Here is an 18,422-nt window from a genome sequence, read left to right on the forward strand (position 1 = left end):
ATGTCGAAGTTTTTCATCGACCGACCCATTTTCGCGTGGGTAATTGCCCTCGTGATCATGCTGGTCGGGGCTCTGTCGATCCTCAATCTACCGATCAACCAGTATCCGGCCATCGCGCCACCCGCCATCGCTATCCAGGTGACCTACCCAGGCGCGTCCGCACAGACCGTGCAGGACACCGTGGTTCAGGTTATCGAACAGCAGATGAACGGCATCGACAACCTGCGCTATATCTCGTCGGAAAGTAACTCTGATGGCAGCATGACCATCACCGTTACCTTCAACCAGGGTACCAACCCCGACATCGCTCAGGTTCAGGTGCAGAACAAGCTCAACCTGGCTACCCCGCTGCTGCCGCAAGAGGTGCAACAGCAGGGTCTGCGCGTGACCAAGGCAGTGAAGAACTTCCTGCTGGTGGTCGGCCTGGTATCCGAAGACGGCAGCATGGGCAAGGAAGACTTGTCCAACTACATCGTGTCCAATATCCAGGATCAGATCGCCCGTACGCCAGGCGTGGGGGACTTCCAGGTGTTCGGTGCGCAATACGCGATGCGCATCTGGCTCGACCCGGACAAGCTGAATAATTTTCAGCTGACGCCGGTTGACGTAAAGTCCGCGATCACCGCACAAAACGTTCAGGTCTCCTCCGGCCAGATCGGCGGTCTGCCGGCGGTCAAGGGCCAGCAGCTCAACGCCACTATCATTGGCAAGACCCGCCTGCAAACCGCCGAGCAGTTCGGCGACATTCTGCTCAAGGTCAATCAGGATGGCTCTCAGGTACGCTTGAAAGACGTCGCCAGCATTGGCCTGGGCGGTGAAAACTACAGCATCGACGCGCAATTCAACGGCAAACCTGCATCCGGTATGGCGATCAAGCTGGCGACCGGCGCCAACGCGCTGGACACCTCCAAGGCCATCCACGCCACCATGGATCGTCTGGAACCGTTCTTCCCGCCGGGCATGAAAGTCGTCTACCCGTATGACACCACCCCGGTGGTTAAAGAATCCATCAGCGGCGTAGTCCACACCTTGGGTGAAGCGATCATCCTGGTGTTCCTGGTGATGTACCTGTTCCTGCAAAACTTCCGCGCCACCCTCATCACTACGATGACCGTGCCGGTGGTATTGCTGGGTACTTTCGGTATCCTCGCGGCAGCCGGTTTCACCATCAACACCCTGACCATGTTCGGTATGGTGCTGGCGATCGGTTTGTTGGTGGACGACGCGATCGTTGTGGTAGAAAACGTCGAGCGGGTGATGGCCGAGGAGCACTTGTCGCCCCGAGACGCCACGCGCAAGTCCATGGAGCAGATCCAGGGCGCACTGGTCGGTATCGCCATGGTGCTCTCGGCGGTGTTGCTGCCAATGGCATTCTTTGGCGGATCCACCGGTGTGATCTACCGGCAGTTCTCGATCACCGTGGTGTCTGCGATGGCGCTCTCGGTTCTGGTCGCGCTGGTCTTCACCCCGGCCCTCTGTGCGACGCTGCTCAAGCCGATCGATCCGGAAAAGCACGGTCAGCCGCGCAAAGGTTTCTTCGGCTGGTTCAACCGCACGTTCGATCGCGGTGTACTGAGCTACGAGCGTGGCGTCGGCAACGTCATCCGCCACAAAATCCCGGCATTCCTCGTTTATCTGCTGATCTTCGGCGGCATGATCTGGATGTTCACTCGCATTCCGACGGCGTTCCTGCCTGAAGAAGACCAGGGCATCATCTTCGCCCAGGTGCAGACGCCACCCGGCTCTACCGCCGAACGGACGCAAGATACGCTGACCAAAATGCGCGAATACCTGATGACCGATGCAGGCGTCAACTCAGTGTTCTCGGTCAACGGCTTCAACTTCGCGGGCCGTGGCCAGAGTTCCGGTCTGGCGTTCGTGATGCTCAAGTCGTGGGAAGATCGTGATTCGTCCAACAGCGTGTTTGAAGTTGCCAAACGTGCCCAAGGCCACTTCGCCGGTTTCCGCGACGCGATGTCCTTCGCCGTTGTTCCACCTGCGGTACTGGAACTGGGTAACGCCACCGGTTTCGACTTCTATCTGCAGGATCAGGCGGGCCTGGGCCATGAGAAGCTCATGCAGGCACGTAATCAGCTGCTGGGCCTCGCTTCGCAGAGCAAGATCCTGGCCGGTGTGCGTCCTAACGGGCTGACCGACGAGCCGCAATACCAGCTGATCATCGATGACGAAAAAGCACGCGCCCTCGGCGTGACCCAATCCGACATCAACACCACCCTGTCGGTGGCAATGGGCGGCAGCTACGTCAACGACTTCATCGACCGCGGTCGGGTGAAGAAGGTGTATGTCATGGGTAATGCGAAATCGCGCATGAGCCCTGAAGACCTGAAGAAGTGGTACGTGCGCAACGCCAGCGGCACCATGGTTCCGTTCGACGCCTTCGCGGGCGGCGAGTGGGTATTCGGGTCGCCGAAACTGTCGCGTTACAACGGTGTCCCGGCAGAAGAAATCCTCGGTACTCCGGCCCCTGGCTACAGTACCGGTGATGCGATGGCGGAAATCGAGAAACTGGCGCAGCAACTGCCGCAAGGCATCGGCTACTCCTGGACCGGTCTGTCGTTCGAAGAGCGACTCTCCGGTTCGCAGGCTCCGGCACTGTATGCGATCTCGGTACTCGTCGTGTTCCTGTGTCTGGCAGCGCTGTATGAAAGCTGGTCGATTCCGATCGCCGTTCTGCTGGTCGTTCCGCTGGGTGTGATTGGTGCGCTGATGGCCACCAGCTTGCGCGGTCTGTCCAACGACGTGTTCTTCCAGGTGGGCCTGTTGGTGACGGTGGGTCTGGCGGCGAAGAACGCCATCCTCATCGTCGAGTTCGCCAAGGAGCTGCACGAACAGGGCAAATCGCTGATTGATGCAGCGGTGGAAGCGTGCCGGATGCGTCTGCGTCCGATCGTGATGACGTCGATGGCGTTCATCCTCGGCGTGGTGCCACTGACGATCTCCACCGGTGCAGGTTCGGGCAGTCAGCATTCGATCGGTACCGGCGTGATCGGCGGTATGATTACCGCCACCATTCTGGCGATCTTCTGGGTACCACTGTTCTTCGTATCGGTATCCGGGTTGTTCAAGAGCAAACAGAAACACATCCCACACGATGAGGCTGGCCAATGAGCAAGTCCCTGATCTCTCTGGCAGTTACCGCGATCGTTCTCAGCGGCTGCTCGTTGATCCCTGATTACAAGCAGCCCGCAGCACCGGTGGCCGCCCAGTACCCGCAAGGGCCGGCGTATTCGCCGACCGACGCGGCCAACCAGGCAGCCGCCGAACAAGGCTGGCGCCAGTTCTTTCACGACCCGGCGCTGCAGCAGTTGATTGAAACGTCGCTGAGCAATAACCGCGACCTGCGTGTCGCCGCGTTGAACATCGACGCCTACCGGGCCCAATACCGCATCCAGCGTGCGGACTTGTTCCCGGCGGTTGCCGCCGAGGCTTCCGGTATCCGTCAGCGGGTACCGGGCGACTTGTCCCAGACCGGCCAGGCGGGTATTACCAGCCAGTACTCGGTCGGCCTGGGCATCAGTGCCTATGAACTAGACCTGTTCGGTCGCGTGCGCAGCCTGAGCGAGCAGGCTCTGGAAACCTACTTCGCTGGCGAAGAGGCCCGTCGCAGTACACAGATCAGCCTGGTGGCCAACGTTGCCAACGCTTATCTGACCTGGCAGGCGGACAAGGAGTTATTGAAGCTGACTCGGGACACGCTCGGTGCCTTCGAAGAAAGCTTGCGTCTGACCTCGCGCAGCAATGAAGTCGGCGTCGCCTCGGCGTTGGATCTGGCGCAGTCACGCACGTCAGTCGAAAGCGCCCGTGTGAAACTGGCGCAGTACCAGCGTCTGGTCGCGCAGGATGAAAACAACCTGGTCCTGTTGCTGGGCACCGGGTTGCCAGCCAACCTGCCCGCTTCGCAACCGCTGAGTGCCGACATGCTCAACGAGATGCCTGCCGGTCTGCCGTCGGAGCTGCTGCAACGTCGTCCAGATATCCTCCAGGCGGAGCACAGTCTGAAGGCAGCCAACGCCAACATCGGTGCCGCACGCGCGGCGTTCTTCCCGAGCATCAGCCTGACCGCCAGTGCCGGGACAGCGAGTGGTGATTTGAGCGGCCTGTTCAAGGGCGGCTCAGGCACCTGGCTGTTCCAGCCGCAGATCAATCTGCCGATCTTCAATGCCGGCAGCCTGCGTGCGAGCCTGGACTATTCGAAGATCCAGAAGGATATCGGCGTCGCCAACTATGAAAAGGCGATTCAGACGGGCTTCCAGGAAGTATCCGACGGCCTGGCTGCGCGCAAGACCTTCACTGATCAGCTCAAGGCGCAGAACGACTTCGTTAACGCCAACCAGGATTACTACCGCCTGGCTGAGCGTCGCTATCGTATCGGAATCGACAGCAACCTGACCTTCCTCGACGCCCAGCGTCAGTTGTTCAGCGCGCAGCAGTCGTTGATCACCGATCGTCTGTCGCAGTTGAGCAGTGAGGTGAATCTATACCGGGCGCTGGGTGGCGGCTGGTACGAGCAAACCCCACAAGGCGAGAAGAAGCCGACCTCAGGCGATGTTCCCGAGATGCGGATGTTCTGATTCAACGTGTAATAAAAAAAACCCACCGCATGGTGGGTTTTTTTATGGGCTCGAGGGGCTTAGGTCTTGGGGGCAGATCCATTATCTCGGGTGGCGCTGATTTACCTTTCCGTCTCTTGGAGGGGCACTTTCGAAAAGCGCGAAAGTAACCAGAGCGCTTTTACTCCTGGCCTGATCCGTCCTTCGTCGGAATACCCTTACTTCGGCTACGTTCCTTGGGCCTGCACCCAAGCGAGCCGGACTGCTACCGGGGATCGCGGCATACGCAACATCCCGGTTCGCCGCCAAGCCTGTAGGAGCCGGCTCGCAGGCAAACGTGGTGGGCCAGTTCCAAATAGGTTGACTGACACAACGGGCTCGCCAGCAAGCCGGCTCCTACAGCGGATTAGGGGTGTGCGAAGGATTGTGTTCGGCCTCAGCAATGCGAGGAGCGTCAGCTCAAGCCCGAATTGCTCTTCTCACGCGATAGTCCAGGCGACAAAAATCGCGACTTGGGTGCAGGCCGAACACAGGTGACGCTGCGCGGCCCGAGCGGCATGAATCCGCTGGGCCGCCGTTGCCAAAAGTGGCCCACCGTAAGGGCGGAACCATGAGTTGCCGTTACCGCAGAATGGATATGCACGCCGGTTAAGCGCCAACGCAAGTCCAACTCAGCTCAACAAAAACTCGGTCACGCGCAACGTGAACGTCTCACCCAACTCAACATTGGACAGGTGCGCGGCATAGTAGTCGGACAGCTGCGAACCACGAATGTGATTCTGCAGATAATGTCCATCCGCAACAGTCGTAACCGAATCATGGCTGCCACAGATGATCAACGTATCAACCGCAATCGATCCCACCTGTTTCAGAAAATCCGCATTACGCACCGCCCTACAGCACGCCGCGTAACCCTGTGGTGAGGTCGCCGCCAACACGTCGGTAACCGCCTTGACCTTATCGGAATGATCTTGGGCAAACTCCGGTGTGAACCAACGCCCTACAGCGCCAGCCCCCAGATCCTTCATCGCCTGCTCGCCACCCTTCTCTACCGTTTCAATTCGGGGGTCCCAGGTGTCAGGTCCGCCAATCTTCGCCGCGGTGTTGCACAACACCAGCTTGTGCAACCGGTCACTGGCATGAATCCCCAGCCACTGACCGATTAGCCCACCCATCGACAGACCACAAAAATGCGCTTGCTGGATCTTCAAGGCGTCGAGCAACCCCAGCACATCGCGGCCGAGCTGCTCAATGGTGTAAGGACCGTGACTCACCACAGACTTACCATGGCCACGAGTGTCATAACGCACAACTCGGAACCGCTTGCTGAACATAGCGATCTGCGCATCCCACATATGCAGATCAGTACCCAGCGAATTGGACAGGACAAGCACCGGTGCATCCGCAGGACCCTCGATCTCGTAATGCAGTTCACCGTCTTGAAGTTGTACGAACGCCATGGCAACTCCCTTGTTATTGAGCACTTGCGAGAATGTCATTGAAGGATATGGATTACGCGCGCCTGATCGCAGGCGCGCGCGACTGGATTAATGGTCTTCGTGCAGGTATTGCGGCTTCTTCGGCAGGCGCAGGCTGAACAGGAAGGCGATCGCCATCATGGCCGTCACATACCAGTAGAAAGTGCTTTCCGAGCCTATGTTTTTGAAGCTCAGCGCGACGAATTCTGCCGAGCCACCGAAGATGGCGTTGGCCACCGCATACGCCAGGCCCACACCCAATGCGCGTACGTGCACCGGAAACATTTCGGCCTTCACCAAGCCACTGATCGAGGTATAGAAACTGACAATTGCCAGCGCCAAGGTGATCAGGATGAACGCGATGATCGGGCTGGTCGTGGTCTTGAGCGTCATCAACAACGGTACGGTGCAAATGGTCCCTAGGCCACCGAACCACAGCATCGAGGCACGACGACCGATCTTGTCCGCCAGGGCGCCGAACACCGGCTGCATGCACATATAGAGGAACAGCGCCCCGGTCATGATGTAGCTGGCGATCTTGGCGTCCATGTGGACGGTATTCACCAGGTATTTCTGCATGTACGTGGTGAAGGTGTAAAAAATCAGCGAGCCACCTGCGGTATAACCCAGCACGGTGATGAACGCACCTTTGTGGTCACGGAACAGCGCCGCCATGCTGCCAGCGTCCTTGTCCTGACGCACGTCGGCAGTGGTGGTTTCCTTGAGCGAGCGACGCAGCAGCAGCGAAATCACCGCAGCAATCGCGCCCACTACGAACGGAATCCGCCAGCCGTAGGCTTTCAACTCGTCGGCACTGAGGAATTGCTGCAAGATGACCACAGTCAGCACCGCCAGCAATTGGCCGCCGATCAGCGTCACATATTGAAACGAAGCGAAGAAACCACGTTGCCCCCGCAACGCGACTTCACTCATGTACGTCGCCGTGGTGCCATATTCGCCACCCACCGACAGCCCCTGAAACAGGCGCGCGATCAACAGCAGAAACGGCGCCCAGGCGCCAATGGCGGCGTACGTCGGAAGACAGGCGATGACCAGCGAGCCCGCGCACATCATCAGGACCGAGATCATCATCGAGTTCTTGCGGCCATGTTTGTCGGCCACACGGCCAAACAACCAGCCACCGATCGGACGCATCAGAAAGCCCGCGGCGAAAACACCGGCGGTATTGAGCAGTTGCACGGTCGGGTCATCGGACGGGAAGAAGGCCGGTGCGAAGTAGATCGCGCAGAAGGCATAGACGTAGAAGTCGAACCATTCCACGAGGTTGCCCGAAGAGGCCCCCACAATCGCAAAAATCCGTTTGCTCCTTTCTTCTCCGGTGTAGTGAGTCGTTGTCATTATTTTTCCCCATTTTTTATAAAGACCAGCCACAAAGGGTGAGTCTACGACATAACTTGAAACAGTAAGACTTAAGCAGTAACACTTCGACATCACAAGAACAACCACCCAAGCCATCAATTGCCTTTTCGTGAAGGCAAACAATGACTCGGGTGGTTGGTTTCAGGCGTGTCGCTTATCTTTCTATTGCCAGAGCCAAGCCCTGTCCCACGCCGACGCACATGGTTGCCAATCCTTTGCTGCCGCCGGTTTTTTCCAATTGATGCAATGCTGTCAACACCAGCCGCGCGCCGCTCATACCCAGTGGATGCCCTAGGGAAATGGCGCCGCCGTTCGGGTTGACCTTGGCTGAGTCGTCAGCGATACCGAGTTCCCGCATGACCGCCAAACCTTGGCTGGCGAAGGCTTCGTTGAGTTCGATCACATCGAAATCCGATACCGCCAGGCCAAGACGCTCGACCAGTTTGCGCACGGCTGGAACCGGGCCGATCCCCATCACGCGCGGCTCGACGCCTGCACTGGCCATCCCCAACACGCGGGCACGAGGAGTCAGGCCATGTTTTTTGACTGCTTCGGCCGAGGCCAGAATCAATGCCACGGCGCCGTCGTTCAGACCCGCCGCATTACCGGCGGTGACGGTCTTGCCAGAGCCATTGACAGGCTTGAGCTTGCTCAGTGCTTCGAGGGTGGTGTCGGCGCGCGGATGCTCGTCCTTGTCGACAATGGTTTCGCCCTTCTTGTGTGCAACACGCACAGGCACGATCTCTTCGGCAAAGAAACCACTGGCCTGGGCTGCGGCAGTGCGTTGTTGACTGCGCAGAGCGAAGGCGTCCTGATCTTCGCGGGAGACCTTGAAGTCTTCGGCGACGTTGTCACCGGTCTGCGGCATGGTTTCCACGCCGTACCGGTCTTTCATCTGCGGGTTGACGAAGCGCCAGCCGAGCGTGGTGTCTTCCAGCTTCTGGCCGCGACCGAAAGCGCTGTCCGCCTTGCCCATCACGAATGGCGCACGGGACATGGACTCCACGCCCCCGGCAATTGCTAGCTCCATCTCGCCCGAAGCGATGGCCCTGAAAGCGGTGCCCACGGCATCCAGCCCCGATGCGCACAGACGATTCAACGTCACGCCGGGCACCGTTTCTGGAAGCCCTGCCAAAAGCGCGGCCATGCGGGCTACGTTGCGATTGTCCTCACCGGCCTGGTTGGCGCAGCCGAGAAATACCTCATCGACTTGCTGCCAGTTCACTGAAGGGTTGCGCTCCATCAGCGCCTTGATCGGCAGCGCCGCCAGATCATCGGCACGAACAGTCGCCAGAGCACCGCCAAAACGACCAATAGGGGTACGGATTGCATCGCAGATAAATACATCACGCATCAGGCTTCTCCCGGTGCCTGGCCGTGAGCGGCAGCGGTACGCGCTTCCAGATCACGCAAGGCAGTCAATTCATACTCGTTGGGTTCTGCTGAATACACCACATTTTCGGCAAAACGCAGCTCCCAACCGGTAGCCGCGATCACCTGTTCACGGGTGACACCCGGATGCAGCGTAGTCACGACGAACTCATGGGTTTCCGCTTCCGGCTCCATGATGCACAGATCGGTGATGATGCCGACCGGTCCCGCACCGGGAAGCCCCAGGCGTTTACGCGAATCGCCGCCTTCGCCGTGACCGACCGAGGTGACGAAATCTAGCTTGTTGACGAACGCACGGGAGGACTGCTTGAGAATGATCAGAACCTCCTTGGCCGAACCTGCTATTTCTGGCGCCCCACCGGCCCCCGGCAGACGCACTTTGGGGTTGTGATAATCACCCACCACGGTGGTGTTGATGTTGCCGAAACGGTCGACCTGTGCCGCGCCGAGGAAACCGACATCGACCCGGCCACCCTGCAGCCAATAACGGAAAATCTCGCTGGTGGACACCACGGTGTCAGCGGTTTCCGCCAGTTCGCCATCACCGATGGACAGCGGCAGCACATTCGGCTTGGCGCCAATTGGGCCGGATTCATAGATCAATACGACGTCGGGCGCCGAGGTCAAGCGCGCCAGGTTGGCGGCTTTGGAGGGCAAGCCGATGCCGACGAAGCAGACCGAACCGTTCTTCAAGCGGCGAGCAGCGGCCACGGTCATCATTTCATTGGTGGTGTACGTCATTATTTTGCCTCCGAAGCGCGGGCCAGCTTGCTCTGGAACTCACTGAAATCACGGGTGCCGTAGATGTATTCGTCGATCCAGGCAGTAAACGCCTCACGGTCACGACCGATCGGGTCCCACGCCTGATAGAAACGGTTGTCACGCTCGTAATAGCCGTGGGCGTAGGACGGATGCGCACCGCCCGGTACGACGCAGACTGCGCTCAAGGCCCAGGTCGGCAGAACACAGGCGTTCACCGGCGCGTTGAGGTCATCGACGATTTCCTCAACGGTGACAATGCAGCGTCTGGCAGACAGAGCAGCTTCTTTCTGTACACCAAGGATGCCCCACAGCAGCACGTTGCCTTTGCGGTCGGCTTTCTGTGCGTGGATAACGGTCACATCCGGACGCACCGCCGGCACCGCAGCCAGCACTTCGCCGGTGAAGGGGCACGTGACGGATTTGATCAGCGGGTTGACCTTCGGCAGATCGGAACCGGCATAGGCGCGCAGTACCGCGAACGGCAGGCCAGAAGCGCCAGCCACATAAGCGTTGGCCAGGTCGGCGTGGCTGTGTTCTTCGATCTCGATCGGCTGCGGCCATTGTTTTTCAACGGCGTCACGCAGTCGATGTAACGAACCGACGCCTGGATTACCACCCCACGAAAAAATCAGTTTTTTCGCACAGCCTGCGCCGATCAGTTGGTCGTAGATCAAATCGGGAGTCATGCGGACCAGCGTCAGATCTTTCTTTTTCTGACGGATGATTTCATGACCGGCCGCTGTAGGAATCAGATGGGTGAAGCCTTCCAGCGCAACGGTGTCGCCATCGTTGACAAATTGCTTCACGGCATCGTGCAGGGAAAGAATTTCAGCCATGGGGTGCTCCAGGTTCAAAATCTCAATCGGTGAGCGGCGCGTCGATCTGCGCCAGGGATGAGATTCAGGTTATGCCTGAGCGTGAGATCGAACAATCCGATAATCGACTATCTGTTCGATAATCGAACGGAGAGTGCAGTTATAAATCTCAGGTAAAAAGCTGCGTACTTAGATCCCGGCTGGCGTCGAGCATGATCGGCAGGAATTTCTGCTCCAGCTCGTTTCGGCTGACTCGCGCCGCGCTGGTGCTGACGTTCAGCGCCGCCAGCACTTGCCCCGATGCGTCGTAGACCGGCACGGCAATCGAACGCAAACCCTGCTCAAGCTCTTGGTCGACAATGCACCAACCCTGCTGACGAACCTGCTGCAGACATTCCAGCAGCGCTTCGGCGGTGCGTAAGGTGCGACTGGTCTTGGGTTGCAGGTCCACATGGTCGAGGTACTCCTGCAACGAAACATCGTCCAGCGCTGCCAGAAGAATCCGCCCCATCGATGTGCAGTACGCCGGCAGACGCCCTCCCACAGCCAGGTCCACCGAAATGAGCCGTTGGGTAGTCGCCGAGCGAGCGATATAAAGGATGTCATCGCCTTCGAGGGTGGCCATGTTACAGGCCTCATGCAGCTGATCGCTCATGCGATCCAGATAAGGCTGCGAAGACACCGCCAGCGGAGTCGACGATAAATACGCATGGCCGAGCGTGAGCACTTTGGGCAGCAATGAATAGGTACGGCCATCGGTGGTCGCATACCCGAGCTTGATCAAGGTATGCAGGCAACGCCTGACAGCAGCACGCGGGATTTCGGTGCGGTGGCTAATCTGCGCGATGGTCAGGTGACGCTTGCGCTCCTGAAAGGCATGAATCACCGCCAAACCGCGCGCCAGCGACGTCATGAAGTCCGGATCACCCGTAAGGGCCTGTATCCGCTTGGCCGGGGACGCCACGATGGGCGGAGCCAGCGAAGCAAAGGAATTACGCAATTGATCGTTCATGTCGACACCGTTCGTCGTCGCCGCAGAGGCCTTCTGTAGCGCCACTCTCGCCTCTTTACGCCAGGTCGGCAAGGCTGATTTGGGCGATTATCGAACCACTGGCCGATAATCGCAATTGACCCATAGCCTCGTTGCTTATACCTTTCATACGCCACCCGGTGGCTTCTTGGAAATACTGGTCAGGTACCCACTGAGAAGTCCCAGGCACGGCCTTGCTACCCGCAAGGCCGTTTTTATCTCCGCATCCGTTCTCCCATGCAACTGTAAGAATTCGAATACTTTTGCGTCTATCGGCATGAATGATCTTCCGAGGAATTACGTCGTCAGAATTTTGTCTCAGCAATTCTGTTTATGACTAACAAAGTTCCGACTACATTTATCAGCGCAAACTTAGGAACCTTCGTACAAGAAAACAGTATTTGTCCTCACTTATTCAATTGCCGGGCTCTCTACAGTTGACTCTTGTGATCTTCTTGGAGATAGTATCGGGCAATTGACGCGCTATAACGCCAAGGCGTGAGTGAGGTCCGTAGCTCAATCGAGCATGGATCCAATCAACGCGCCGCGTGCACTACCCGAGTGCATCGCCCGGCGATGGACAGGCCAGAAGCCTGGTCAATTCGCCAGCCGACTGGCAACCCGAAAAAAGAATGTAGCTACGACAGTTTTGTCGTTCTGGTGTGCGTAGCCGCATGTGGCAGAAGTGTTCAATACATCGTCGAAGACTCATCGCGAAACGTTTTTCCATAGCAGATCAGTCAATGGCGATTAGCACTTCCAGCACTGCGTTATCACCAGAATCAAACTTGACCCTATCAGGTAATGACGTGACCAAAGATGAACTGCGCGCAGAATTAGAGCGTCAGGAACAACGTTACAAGGAAGTATACGGTGGCGAAGTGACCACCTACGCCGCTCAGCCGGAGCCAGAACGCAAACCTTGGCGCAAACGCGCCAGCTTGCTCGATCAGGCATTCAAGCAAGAACTTCAGAAAATGGAAGACGAGCTCAAGGAAGAGCCTTGAGCCCGACCGCCGAAAACCCGGTCCGACGTAGCATTGTTGAAATGCCTGATTCGTTCTGACCGCTTTCGGCTAAGGTTGAAGTGAATGCCTTTGCACTTCGCTTCCTGACAGGAAGTCAACGGGGTGACTCGACAGAAATTTCGTTGCAGGTTGCTACCAATTGGCGGCTTACCTATCGATTAGTTTTTTTTCTGTCATAATCCCGCCCCCTTAATACCGGGTCAGAAAACCTTCCATGATCGATTTATTCAGCGGACTGGATGCTTGGGTAATTGTGAGCTTGCTGCTCGCCCTGGCTTTTGTCCTCACCTTCGAGTTCATCAACGGCTTTCATGACACCGCCAACGCGGTGGCGACAGTCATTTACACCAAGGCCATGCCGCCACATCTGGCCGTGTTCTTCTCGGGTGTGTTCAACTTTCTCGGGGTGCTGCTCGGCGGCGTCGGCGTGGCGTATGCCATTGTCCATCTGCTGCCGGTCGAGCTGCTGATCAACGTCAATACCGGTCACGGCCTGGCCATGGTGTTCTCGCTGCTGGCGGCGGCGATCACCTGGAACCTGGGAACCTGGTACTTCGGAATTCCGGCGTCCAGCTCGCATACGCTGATCGGTTCGATTCTGGGCGTAGGTCTGGCCAATGCGCTGATCAACAACATCCCCCTGGGTGAAGGCGTCAACTGGCAGAAGGCGATCGATATCGGTGCCTCGCTGGTGTTCTCACCGCTAATGGGGTTCGTTGTCGCTGGACTGGGTTTGTGGGCTCTCAAGACCTGGCGTCCGTTGTCAAAGATGCACAACACGCCGGAACAGCGCCGCAATCTCAAAGATAAAAAGCATCCGCCGTTCTGGAATCGACTGGTTTTGGTAATCTCGGCCATGGCCGTCAGCTTCGTGCACGGCTCCAACGACGGTCAGAAAGGCATCGGTCTGATCATGCTGGTGCTAATTGGTATCGTTCCAGCGCAATTCGTGCTGGATCTGAGCACCACGACCTACCAGATCGAACGCACCCGCGACGCGACTTTGCATCTGAGCCAGTTTTATCAACGCAATAACGCAACGCTCGGTGAATACCTGGCCCTGGGTAAAACAAACACCGGGGACCTGCCCGAGCGCTTCAGCTGCGACCCTGAGCAGACCGAGCCGACCATCGACGCCCTGCTCAACAACCTCAAAGGCGTGACCGATTACCACACCCTCGCCCCTGAGCATCGCATCGAAGTCCGTCGTTACCTGCTGTGCCTGGACGATACCGCGCGCAAGGTCAGCAAACTGCCAGCGCTCGACGCTCGTGAGAAATCCGATCTGGAGAAACTGCGCAAGGACCTGACGACCACCACTGAATACGCGCCTTTCTGGGTGATCTTCGCCGTGGCGCTGGCCTTGGGTATCGGCACCATGGTCGGCTGGAAACGCGTGGTGCTGACCATCGGCGAGAAGATCGGCAAGCAAGGCATGACCTACGCACAAGGCATGTCCGCACAGATCACCACCGCCAGCGCCATCGCACTGGCCAACGTATTTAGCCTGCCGGTATCGACCACTCACATCCTGTCTTCCGGCGTGGCTGGGACCATGGTGGCGAACAAGAGCGGTCTGCAAGGCGGCACCGTGCGCAACATCCTGCTGGCCTGGGTGCTGACGCTGCCAGCCACCGTCGCGTTGTCGGCGGCTCTGTTCTGGCTGGCTTCCAAGGCGCTCGCGTGATTCAACCGGCTGCTTAACTCGAAAATGCCCATTCAATGAATGGGCATTTTTTTTTGAAGTTACAGGACGTCTGTACCAAACAGAGGCATCGACGTACCTTCAACGTCGCTTCTTACTTGCGCCCAACAACGAGCCCATCAACCCCCGCACCAGCTCCCGACCAATCTGATTCGCCGCCTGTCGCATCGCGCTCTTGACCGCCTGCCCGGCCAGCCCACCCAGAAATCCTCCCGCCATATCCGCGAAACCCCCTTCCGATTTTTCTTCGGACGCTGGAGCTTGCGCTGTGTCAGCGGCAGCCCCCTTGCGTGCGAGGAGCATTTCATAGGCGGACTCACGATCAATCGGCTTGTCATACCGCCCCGTAAGCGGTGATTGGCTGATCAATGCTGCCCGCTCAGCCTCGCTCAACGGACCGATTCTCGATTGCGGGGGCGCCACCAGCACGCGCTTTACCATCTCCGGGGTGCCCTTCTCCTGCAAGGTGCCCACCAATGCTTCGCCAATGCCCAGTTCGGTCAACACCGTCAGCGCATCGAATTCCGGATTTGGCCGGAATCCGTCTGCCACGGCCCTCAGTGATTTCTGCTCCTTGCTGGTGAATGCTCGCAGGCCATGCTGAATCCGCAATCCGAGCTGCGCCAGAATGTTGTCTGGTAGATCCCCCGGCGACTGCGTGACGAAATACACGCCAACACCTTTTGATCGAATCAGACGCACCACTTGCTCCAGGCGCTCCTGCAACGCTTTCGGCGTGTCGGCGAAGAGCAGATGCGCCTCGTCGAAAAACAGCGCCAGCAGCGGTTTTTCGGCATCGCCGCGTTCCGGCAATTGTTCGAACAACTCAGCCAGCAACCACAACAGAAACGTCGCGTAGACCTTTGGCGCCTCGTGCACCAGCCGACTTGCATCAAGCAGATGAATGCGCCCTCGCCCATCACTTGCCGGTTGCAGGATATCCTCCAACTGCAATGCAGGTTCGCCAAACAGGGCTTCGGCCCCCTGCTGTTCCAGTACCGCCAGACGCCGCAGCAGCGCCTGACTGGAACCGGTGGTCATCAGCGCGCTGTCCTCGCCCAACACTTGTGGATTTTCACGCAGGTAGTTGAGCAGCGCCTTGAGGTCCTTGATGTCCAACAAGAGCAAACCTTCCCGGTCAGCGATCTTGAAGGCGGCATACAGCGCCGACTGCTGGCTGTCAGTCAATTCAAGGAGACTTCCCAGCAACAGCGGCCCCATTTCCGACAGAGTCGTGCGCAGTGGATGCCCCGATTGACCATTCACGTCCCACAGCGTGACCGGATAACCCTGCGGCTTGTGATTCAGCCAAGGCATACTGGCGATGCGTTCGGCGACTTTGCCCTGGGGGTTGCCCGCCGCGCCGAGACCGCAAAGGTCGCCCTTGATGTCCGCCGCGAACACCGCCACACCGGCATCACTGAACACTTCCGCCAGGCGCTGCAGCGTCACGGTCTTACCGGTGCCTGTCGCACCTGCAACAAGACCGTGACGATTGGCCAGACGCAACGCCTGACCGACCGGCTGGCCATCCAGGCCCGCACCGATAAGAATTTGTCGAGAGTCCGGCATGTCTTCACCTACAGATCGCGTTGGTTGTTTGCAGGAGAACCAAGGCGATAAACCCGCCATTGCCTGCATCGAATATTGCCAACCCGGGTCGGCCCCTTCACTCTAGCCCATGCCACGGCGACGTCGGCCCCTGACCACCGCCCAATACCGAACATCTATCCTCGAGGGTGGTCAATCGAGGACGAAAAACCGGAGGACGCAACCAAGGTGCATATCGCCCCCACTCACATCTCCATCCGCGCTGGTCGAAAGACCACCCTCTATGCGCAGCCCCGGCACCGGCAGAGCGCCAGAAGGGTGGCCGCGTGAAGCGACTCGTATGGCTGGCGGTCGTCCTGCTGCTCGCCCTGATGATTCCATTGTTCATGGGCGGCATGGACATGTTTCATCGCCTGCGCAATTTTCCGCTCGCGCTGTTTCTGGCCATGTTCGGCATGGTGCTGGTAGGTTGGTGCGCGAACACCATGCGCCTGCGTCTGCTGCTGGGTGACAGCGCTGTCGGACTAGGGATGCGCAAAAGTCTGGGGGTGGTCATGGCGACTGAGTTCGCCTATAGCGCAACCCCAGGTGGCAGCGGTGCGCCTTTGACCCTGGTGGCGCTGTTGTCACGCTACGGCATCGGCCCGGCGAAAAGCACCGCCGCATTTGCCACCGACCAGCTCAATGACCTGGTGTTCTTCCTGCTGGCGCTGATCGGCATTCTGATTTATGCAGTGTTCCACAAACTTAGTGAGAACCTGGAGTGGATGCTTGTCGCCAGCGCCTTGCTGATCGGTGCCGGGCTGTGCGTCTGCGCGGGCTTCGCGCGATACCACCGTCGCATCATCCTATTCAACGGCAAGCTGCTCAAACGTCTGAAACGCAAGAACAGCACGCGAATCCGTTGGGCCCGCAAGCTGCTGCACTTTCGCGACGCGCTGGCGGAAACCTGGAAGATGCCCCATCGGATTCTGCTCAAGGTGTTTGTGCTGACCTGCGTCCATTGGGGCCTGCGCTACAGCGTGTTGTACCTGGCACTGCTGGGGCTGGGCGTGGACATCGATTGGGCATGGACGTTTCTGGTGCAGATGCTGTCGCTGAGCGCCGGACAGTTCAGCCTGTCGCCGGGGGGAGCGGGTGCGGCAGAACTGACGTCGGCGGCCCTGTTGGCGCCGATGGTGGGCAAATCGACGGCGGCTGCGGCAATTCTGATCTGGCGAATAGTGACCTACTACTTCTACCTGGTAGCTGGGGGTCCGGTCTTCCTGCTGATGGTGGGCAAGCCGCTGCTGATCAAACTACTGCGGATCAAGGCCGCCTGACTTTTCCTTATCGTCGGGCTTCAACCGCTCCCACAATTGCGCCGCGCCTTCGAACTCGGTACCGTCGTCCGGTGACAGGGCCTCGGGGTCGTAACGGCTCAGGCAACCCTCGCCAAGGGTGGGCGGGGGCCTGGAGGTGGCTTTGTCGAGTGGGTCGGTCATGGTGAAAACCTCAATGCCTGCAGCGAACGTTCGGACATTCCATGACCGGCAGCAATATGGCTCGCCAGCGGCGGCGATGTTGAGATCGCCGCCGCCGGCGAGCCGGACTGCTATGGCCGCTGGCCAGAATCAGAAGCTTAGTCAAACACGACCGTTTTGTTGTCATGTACCAGCACACGATCTTCCAGATGCGCGCGCAGGCCGCGAGCCAGGACCATCTTCTCGACGTCACGACCGAAACGCACCATATTCTCGATGCTGTCGCGGTGACTGACGCGCACCACGTCCTGCTCGATGATCGGGCCAGCATCCAGCTCTTCGGTCACGTAGTGGCACGTCGCGCCGATCAGTTTCACCCCGCGCAGCGATGCCTGGTGATAAGGCTTGGCGCCGACGAACGACGGCAGGAAGCTGTGATGGATATTAATGACCTGGTGCGCATATTCGCGGCACAGCTGCGGCGGCAGGATCTGCATGTAGCGCGCCAGCACCACGACATCCGCTTCATGATGTTTGACCAAACGCGAAACTTCGGCGAATGCCGGCTCTTTGTCCTTGGGGTCAACCGGAACATGGTAATAAGGGATGTCGTGCCACTCGACCATACTGCGCAGGTCCTGGTGATTGGAAATCACGCAGGCGATCTCGCAGTCCAGTTCATCGCTATGCCAGCGGTGCAGCAGATCCGCCAGGCAATGCGACTCACGGCTGGCCATGAGCACGACACGCTTTTTCTGATCGGAGTCGGTGATTCGCCAATCCATCGAGAACTCTTCGGCAATCGGCGTGAATGCCTCGCGGAAACCGTCCAGGTCGAAGGGCAAGGTATCGGCGCGCATTTCATGACGCATGAAAAACCAGCCGCTGAGGTTGTCAGAGTGATGACTCGCTTCGGTGATCCAGCCGTTGTAGGACGCCAGAAAGTTACTGACTTTGGCAACGATGCCGACACGGTCCGGGCAAGCAATCACCAGACGAAAAGTGCGCATGAGGGGAAACTCCAGAACTTCGCAAAGGCGGCTATTCTAGCGATTACCCGGCGACTGTGCAGTATTCCGTTCACACTGATTTCACGCGCGGAAAACCGGATCCGATCGGTGGTAATGCCTTGCTGTTGCTGCGCTGCAATACCTTCGCAAAACAAGGCGCCGATAAATGCACTAGATAGGCACGGTATTTTTTCGTGTCGCGGGCAAGACAGTTGTTTGATGGGCCGTGCATGTCGG

14 protein-coding genes are annotated in these 18,422 nt (G+C 58.5%); 5 read left to right on the forward strand and 9 right to left on the reverse strand.

Translation table 11 applies throughout. The annotated features are described in order from the left end of the window. A complete protein-coding gene (locus ACRER8_RS16900) occupies positions 1–3,129 on the forward strand; it encodes an efflux RND transporter permease subunit (RefSeq protein ID WP_431747367.1) in 3,129 nt (1,042 codons plus the stop codon). Further along, positions 3,126–4,592 carry an AdeC/AdeK/OprM family multidrug efflux complex outer membrane factor gene (locus tag ACRER8_RS16905; protein WP_431747368.1) on the forward strand — a complete coding sequence of 489 codons (1,467 nt, stop codon included), beginning with the start codon at positions 3,126–3,128 and terminating at the stop codon, positions 4,590–4,592. Before ACRER8_RS16900 ends, ACRER8_RS16905 begins: the two co-directional genes overlap by 4 nt. Before the next feature lie 650 nt (positions 4,593–5,242). On the opposite strand, the gene pcaD is transcribed toward ACRER8_RS16905, so the two are convergent. The 6 genes from pcaD to pcaR form a co-directional block, all read right to left on the reverse strand. Beyond that, a complete protein-coding gene (gene pcaD / locus ACRER8_RS16910) occupies positions 5,243–6,031 on the reverse strand; it encodes a 3-oxoadipate enol-lactonase (RefSeq protein WP_431747369.1) in 789 nt (262 codons plus the stop codon). Positions 6,032–6,118: 87 nt separating this feature from the next. Next, on the reverse strand, positions 6,119–7,408 hold the full coding sequence (locus tag ACRER8_RS16915) for an MFS family transporter (RefSeq protein ID WP_431747370.1): 1,290 nt from the start codon (positions 7,406–7,408) through the stop codon (positions 6,119–6,121). Between the two features lie 175 nt (positions 7,409–7,583). Continuing rightward, positions 7,584–8,786, reverse strand: coding sequence for a 3-oxoadipyl-CoA thiolase (gene pcaF / locus ACRER8_RS16920; RefSeq protein ID WP_431747457.1), 1,203 nt, complete (start codon positions 8,784–8,786; stop codon positions 7,584–7,586). Then, positions 8,783–9,565, reverse strand: a complete 783-nt coding sequence (locus tag ACRER8_RS16925) for a CoA-transferase subunit beta (protein WP_431747458.1) — start codon at positions 9,563–9,565, stop codon at positions 8,783–8,785. The genes pcaF and ACRER8_RS16925 overlap by 4 nt, the downstream gene beginning before the upstream one ends. Next, positions 9,562–10,419, reverse strand: a complete 858-nt coding sequence (locus tag ACRER8_RS16930; protein WP_431747371.1) for a CoA transferase subunit A — start codon at positions 10,417–10,419, stop codon at positions 9,562–9,564. The genes ACRER8_RS16925 and ACRER8_RS16930 overlap by 4 nt, the downstream gene beginning before the upstream one ends. A gap of 148 nt (positions 10,420–10,567) precedes the next feature. Next, positions 10,568–11,410 carry a pca regulon transcriptional regulator PcaR gene (pcaR, locus tag ACRER8_RS16935; protein WP_431747372.1) on the reverse strand — a complete coding sequence of 281 codons (843 nt, stop codon included), beginning with the start codon at positions 11,408–11,410 and terminating at the stop codon, positions 10,568–10,570. An 827-nt stretch (positions 11,411–12,237) separates the two neighbouring features. Between pcaR and ACRER8_RS16940 the strand changes: the two genes are divergently transcribed. Continuing rightward, positions 12,238–12,435, forward strand: a complete 198-nt coding sequence (locus tag ACRER8_RS16940; RefSeq protein ID WP_296256681.1) for a hypothetical protein — start codon at positions 12,238–12,240, stop codon at positions 12,433–12,435. Between the two features lie 235 nt (positions 12,436–12,670). After that, positions 12,671–14,143, forward strand: a complete 1,473-nt coding sequence (locus ACRER8_RS16945) for an inorganic phosphate transporter (protein ID WP_431747373.1) — start codon at positions 12,671–12,673, stop codon at positions 14,141–14,143. Between the two features lie 99 nt (positions 14,144–14,242). On the opposite strand, the gene ACRER8_RS16950 is transcribed toward ACRER8_RS16945, so the two are convergent. Next, complete coding sequence (locus ACRER8_RS16950; RefSeq protein WP_431747374.1) at positions 14,243–15,733, reverse strand: helicase HerA-like domain-containing protein; 1,491 nt, start codon at positions 15,731–15,733, stop codon at positions 14,243–14,245. A 305-nt stretch (positions 15,734–16,038) separates the two neighbouring features. On the opposite strand from ACRER8_RS16950, the gene ACRER8_RS16955 reads away from it, so the two are divergent. Then, the gene (locus ACRER8_RS16955; protein ID WP_431747375.1) at positions 16,039–17,034 is read left to right on the forward strand and encodes a lysylphosphatidylglycerol synthase transmembrane domain-containing protein; all 996 of its coding nucleotides are present in this window, start codon (positions 16,039–16,041) and stop codon (positions 17,032–17,034) included. Here ACRER8_RS16955 and ACRER8_RS16960 read toward each other — a convergent pair. Both ACRER8_RS16960 and purU read right to left on the reverse strand, forming a co-directional pair. Further along, the gene (locus tag ACRER8_RS16960) at positions 17,011–17,196 is read right to left on the reverse strand and encodes a hypothetical protein (RefSeq protein WP_431747376.1); all 186 of its coding nucleotides are present in this window, start codon (positions 17,194–17,196) and stop codon (positions 17,011–17,013) included. The genes ACRER8_RS16955 and ACRER8_RS16960 overlap by 24 nt on opposite strands. Positions 17,197–17,333: 137 nt before the next feature. Next, a complete protein-coding gene (purU, locus tag ACRER8_RS16965; RefSeq protein WP_431747377.1) occupies positions 17,334–18,185 on the reverse strand; it encodes a formyltetrahydrofolate deformylase in 852 nt (283 codons plus the stop codon). Between the last annotated feature and the right edge of the window lie 237 nt (positions 18,186–18,422).

Origin of the sequence: Pseudomonas sp., from assembly GCF_050739935.1 — a bacterium.
Classification (GTDB): Bacteria; Pseudomonadota; Gammaproteobacteria; order Pseudomonadales; family Pseudomonadaceae; genus Aquipseudomonas.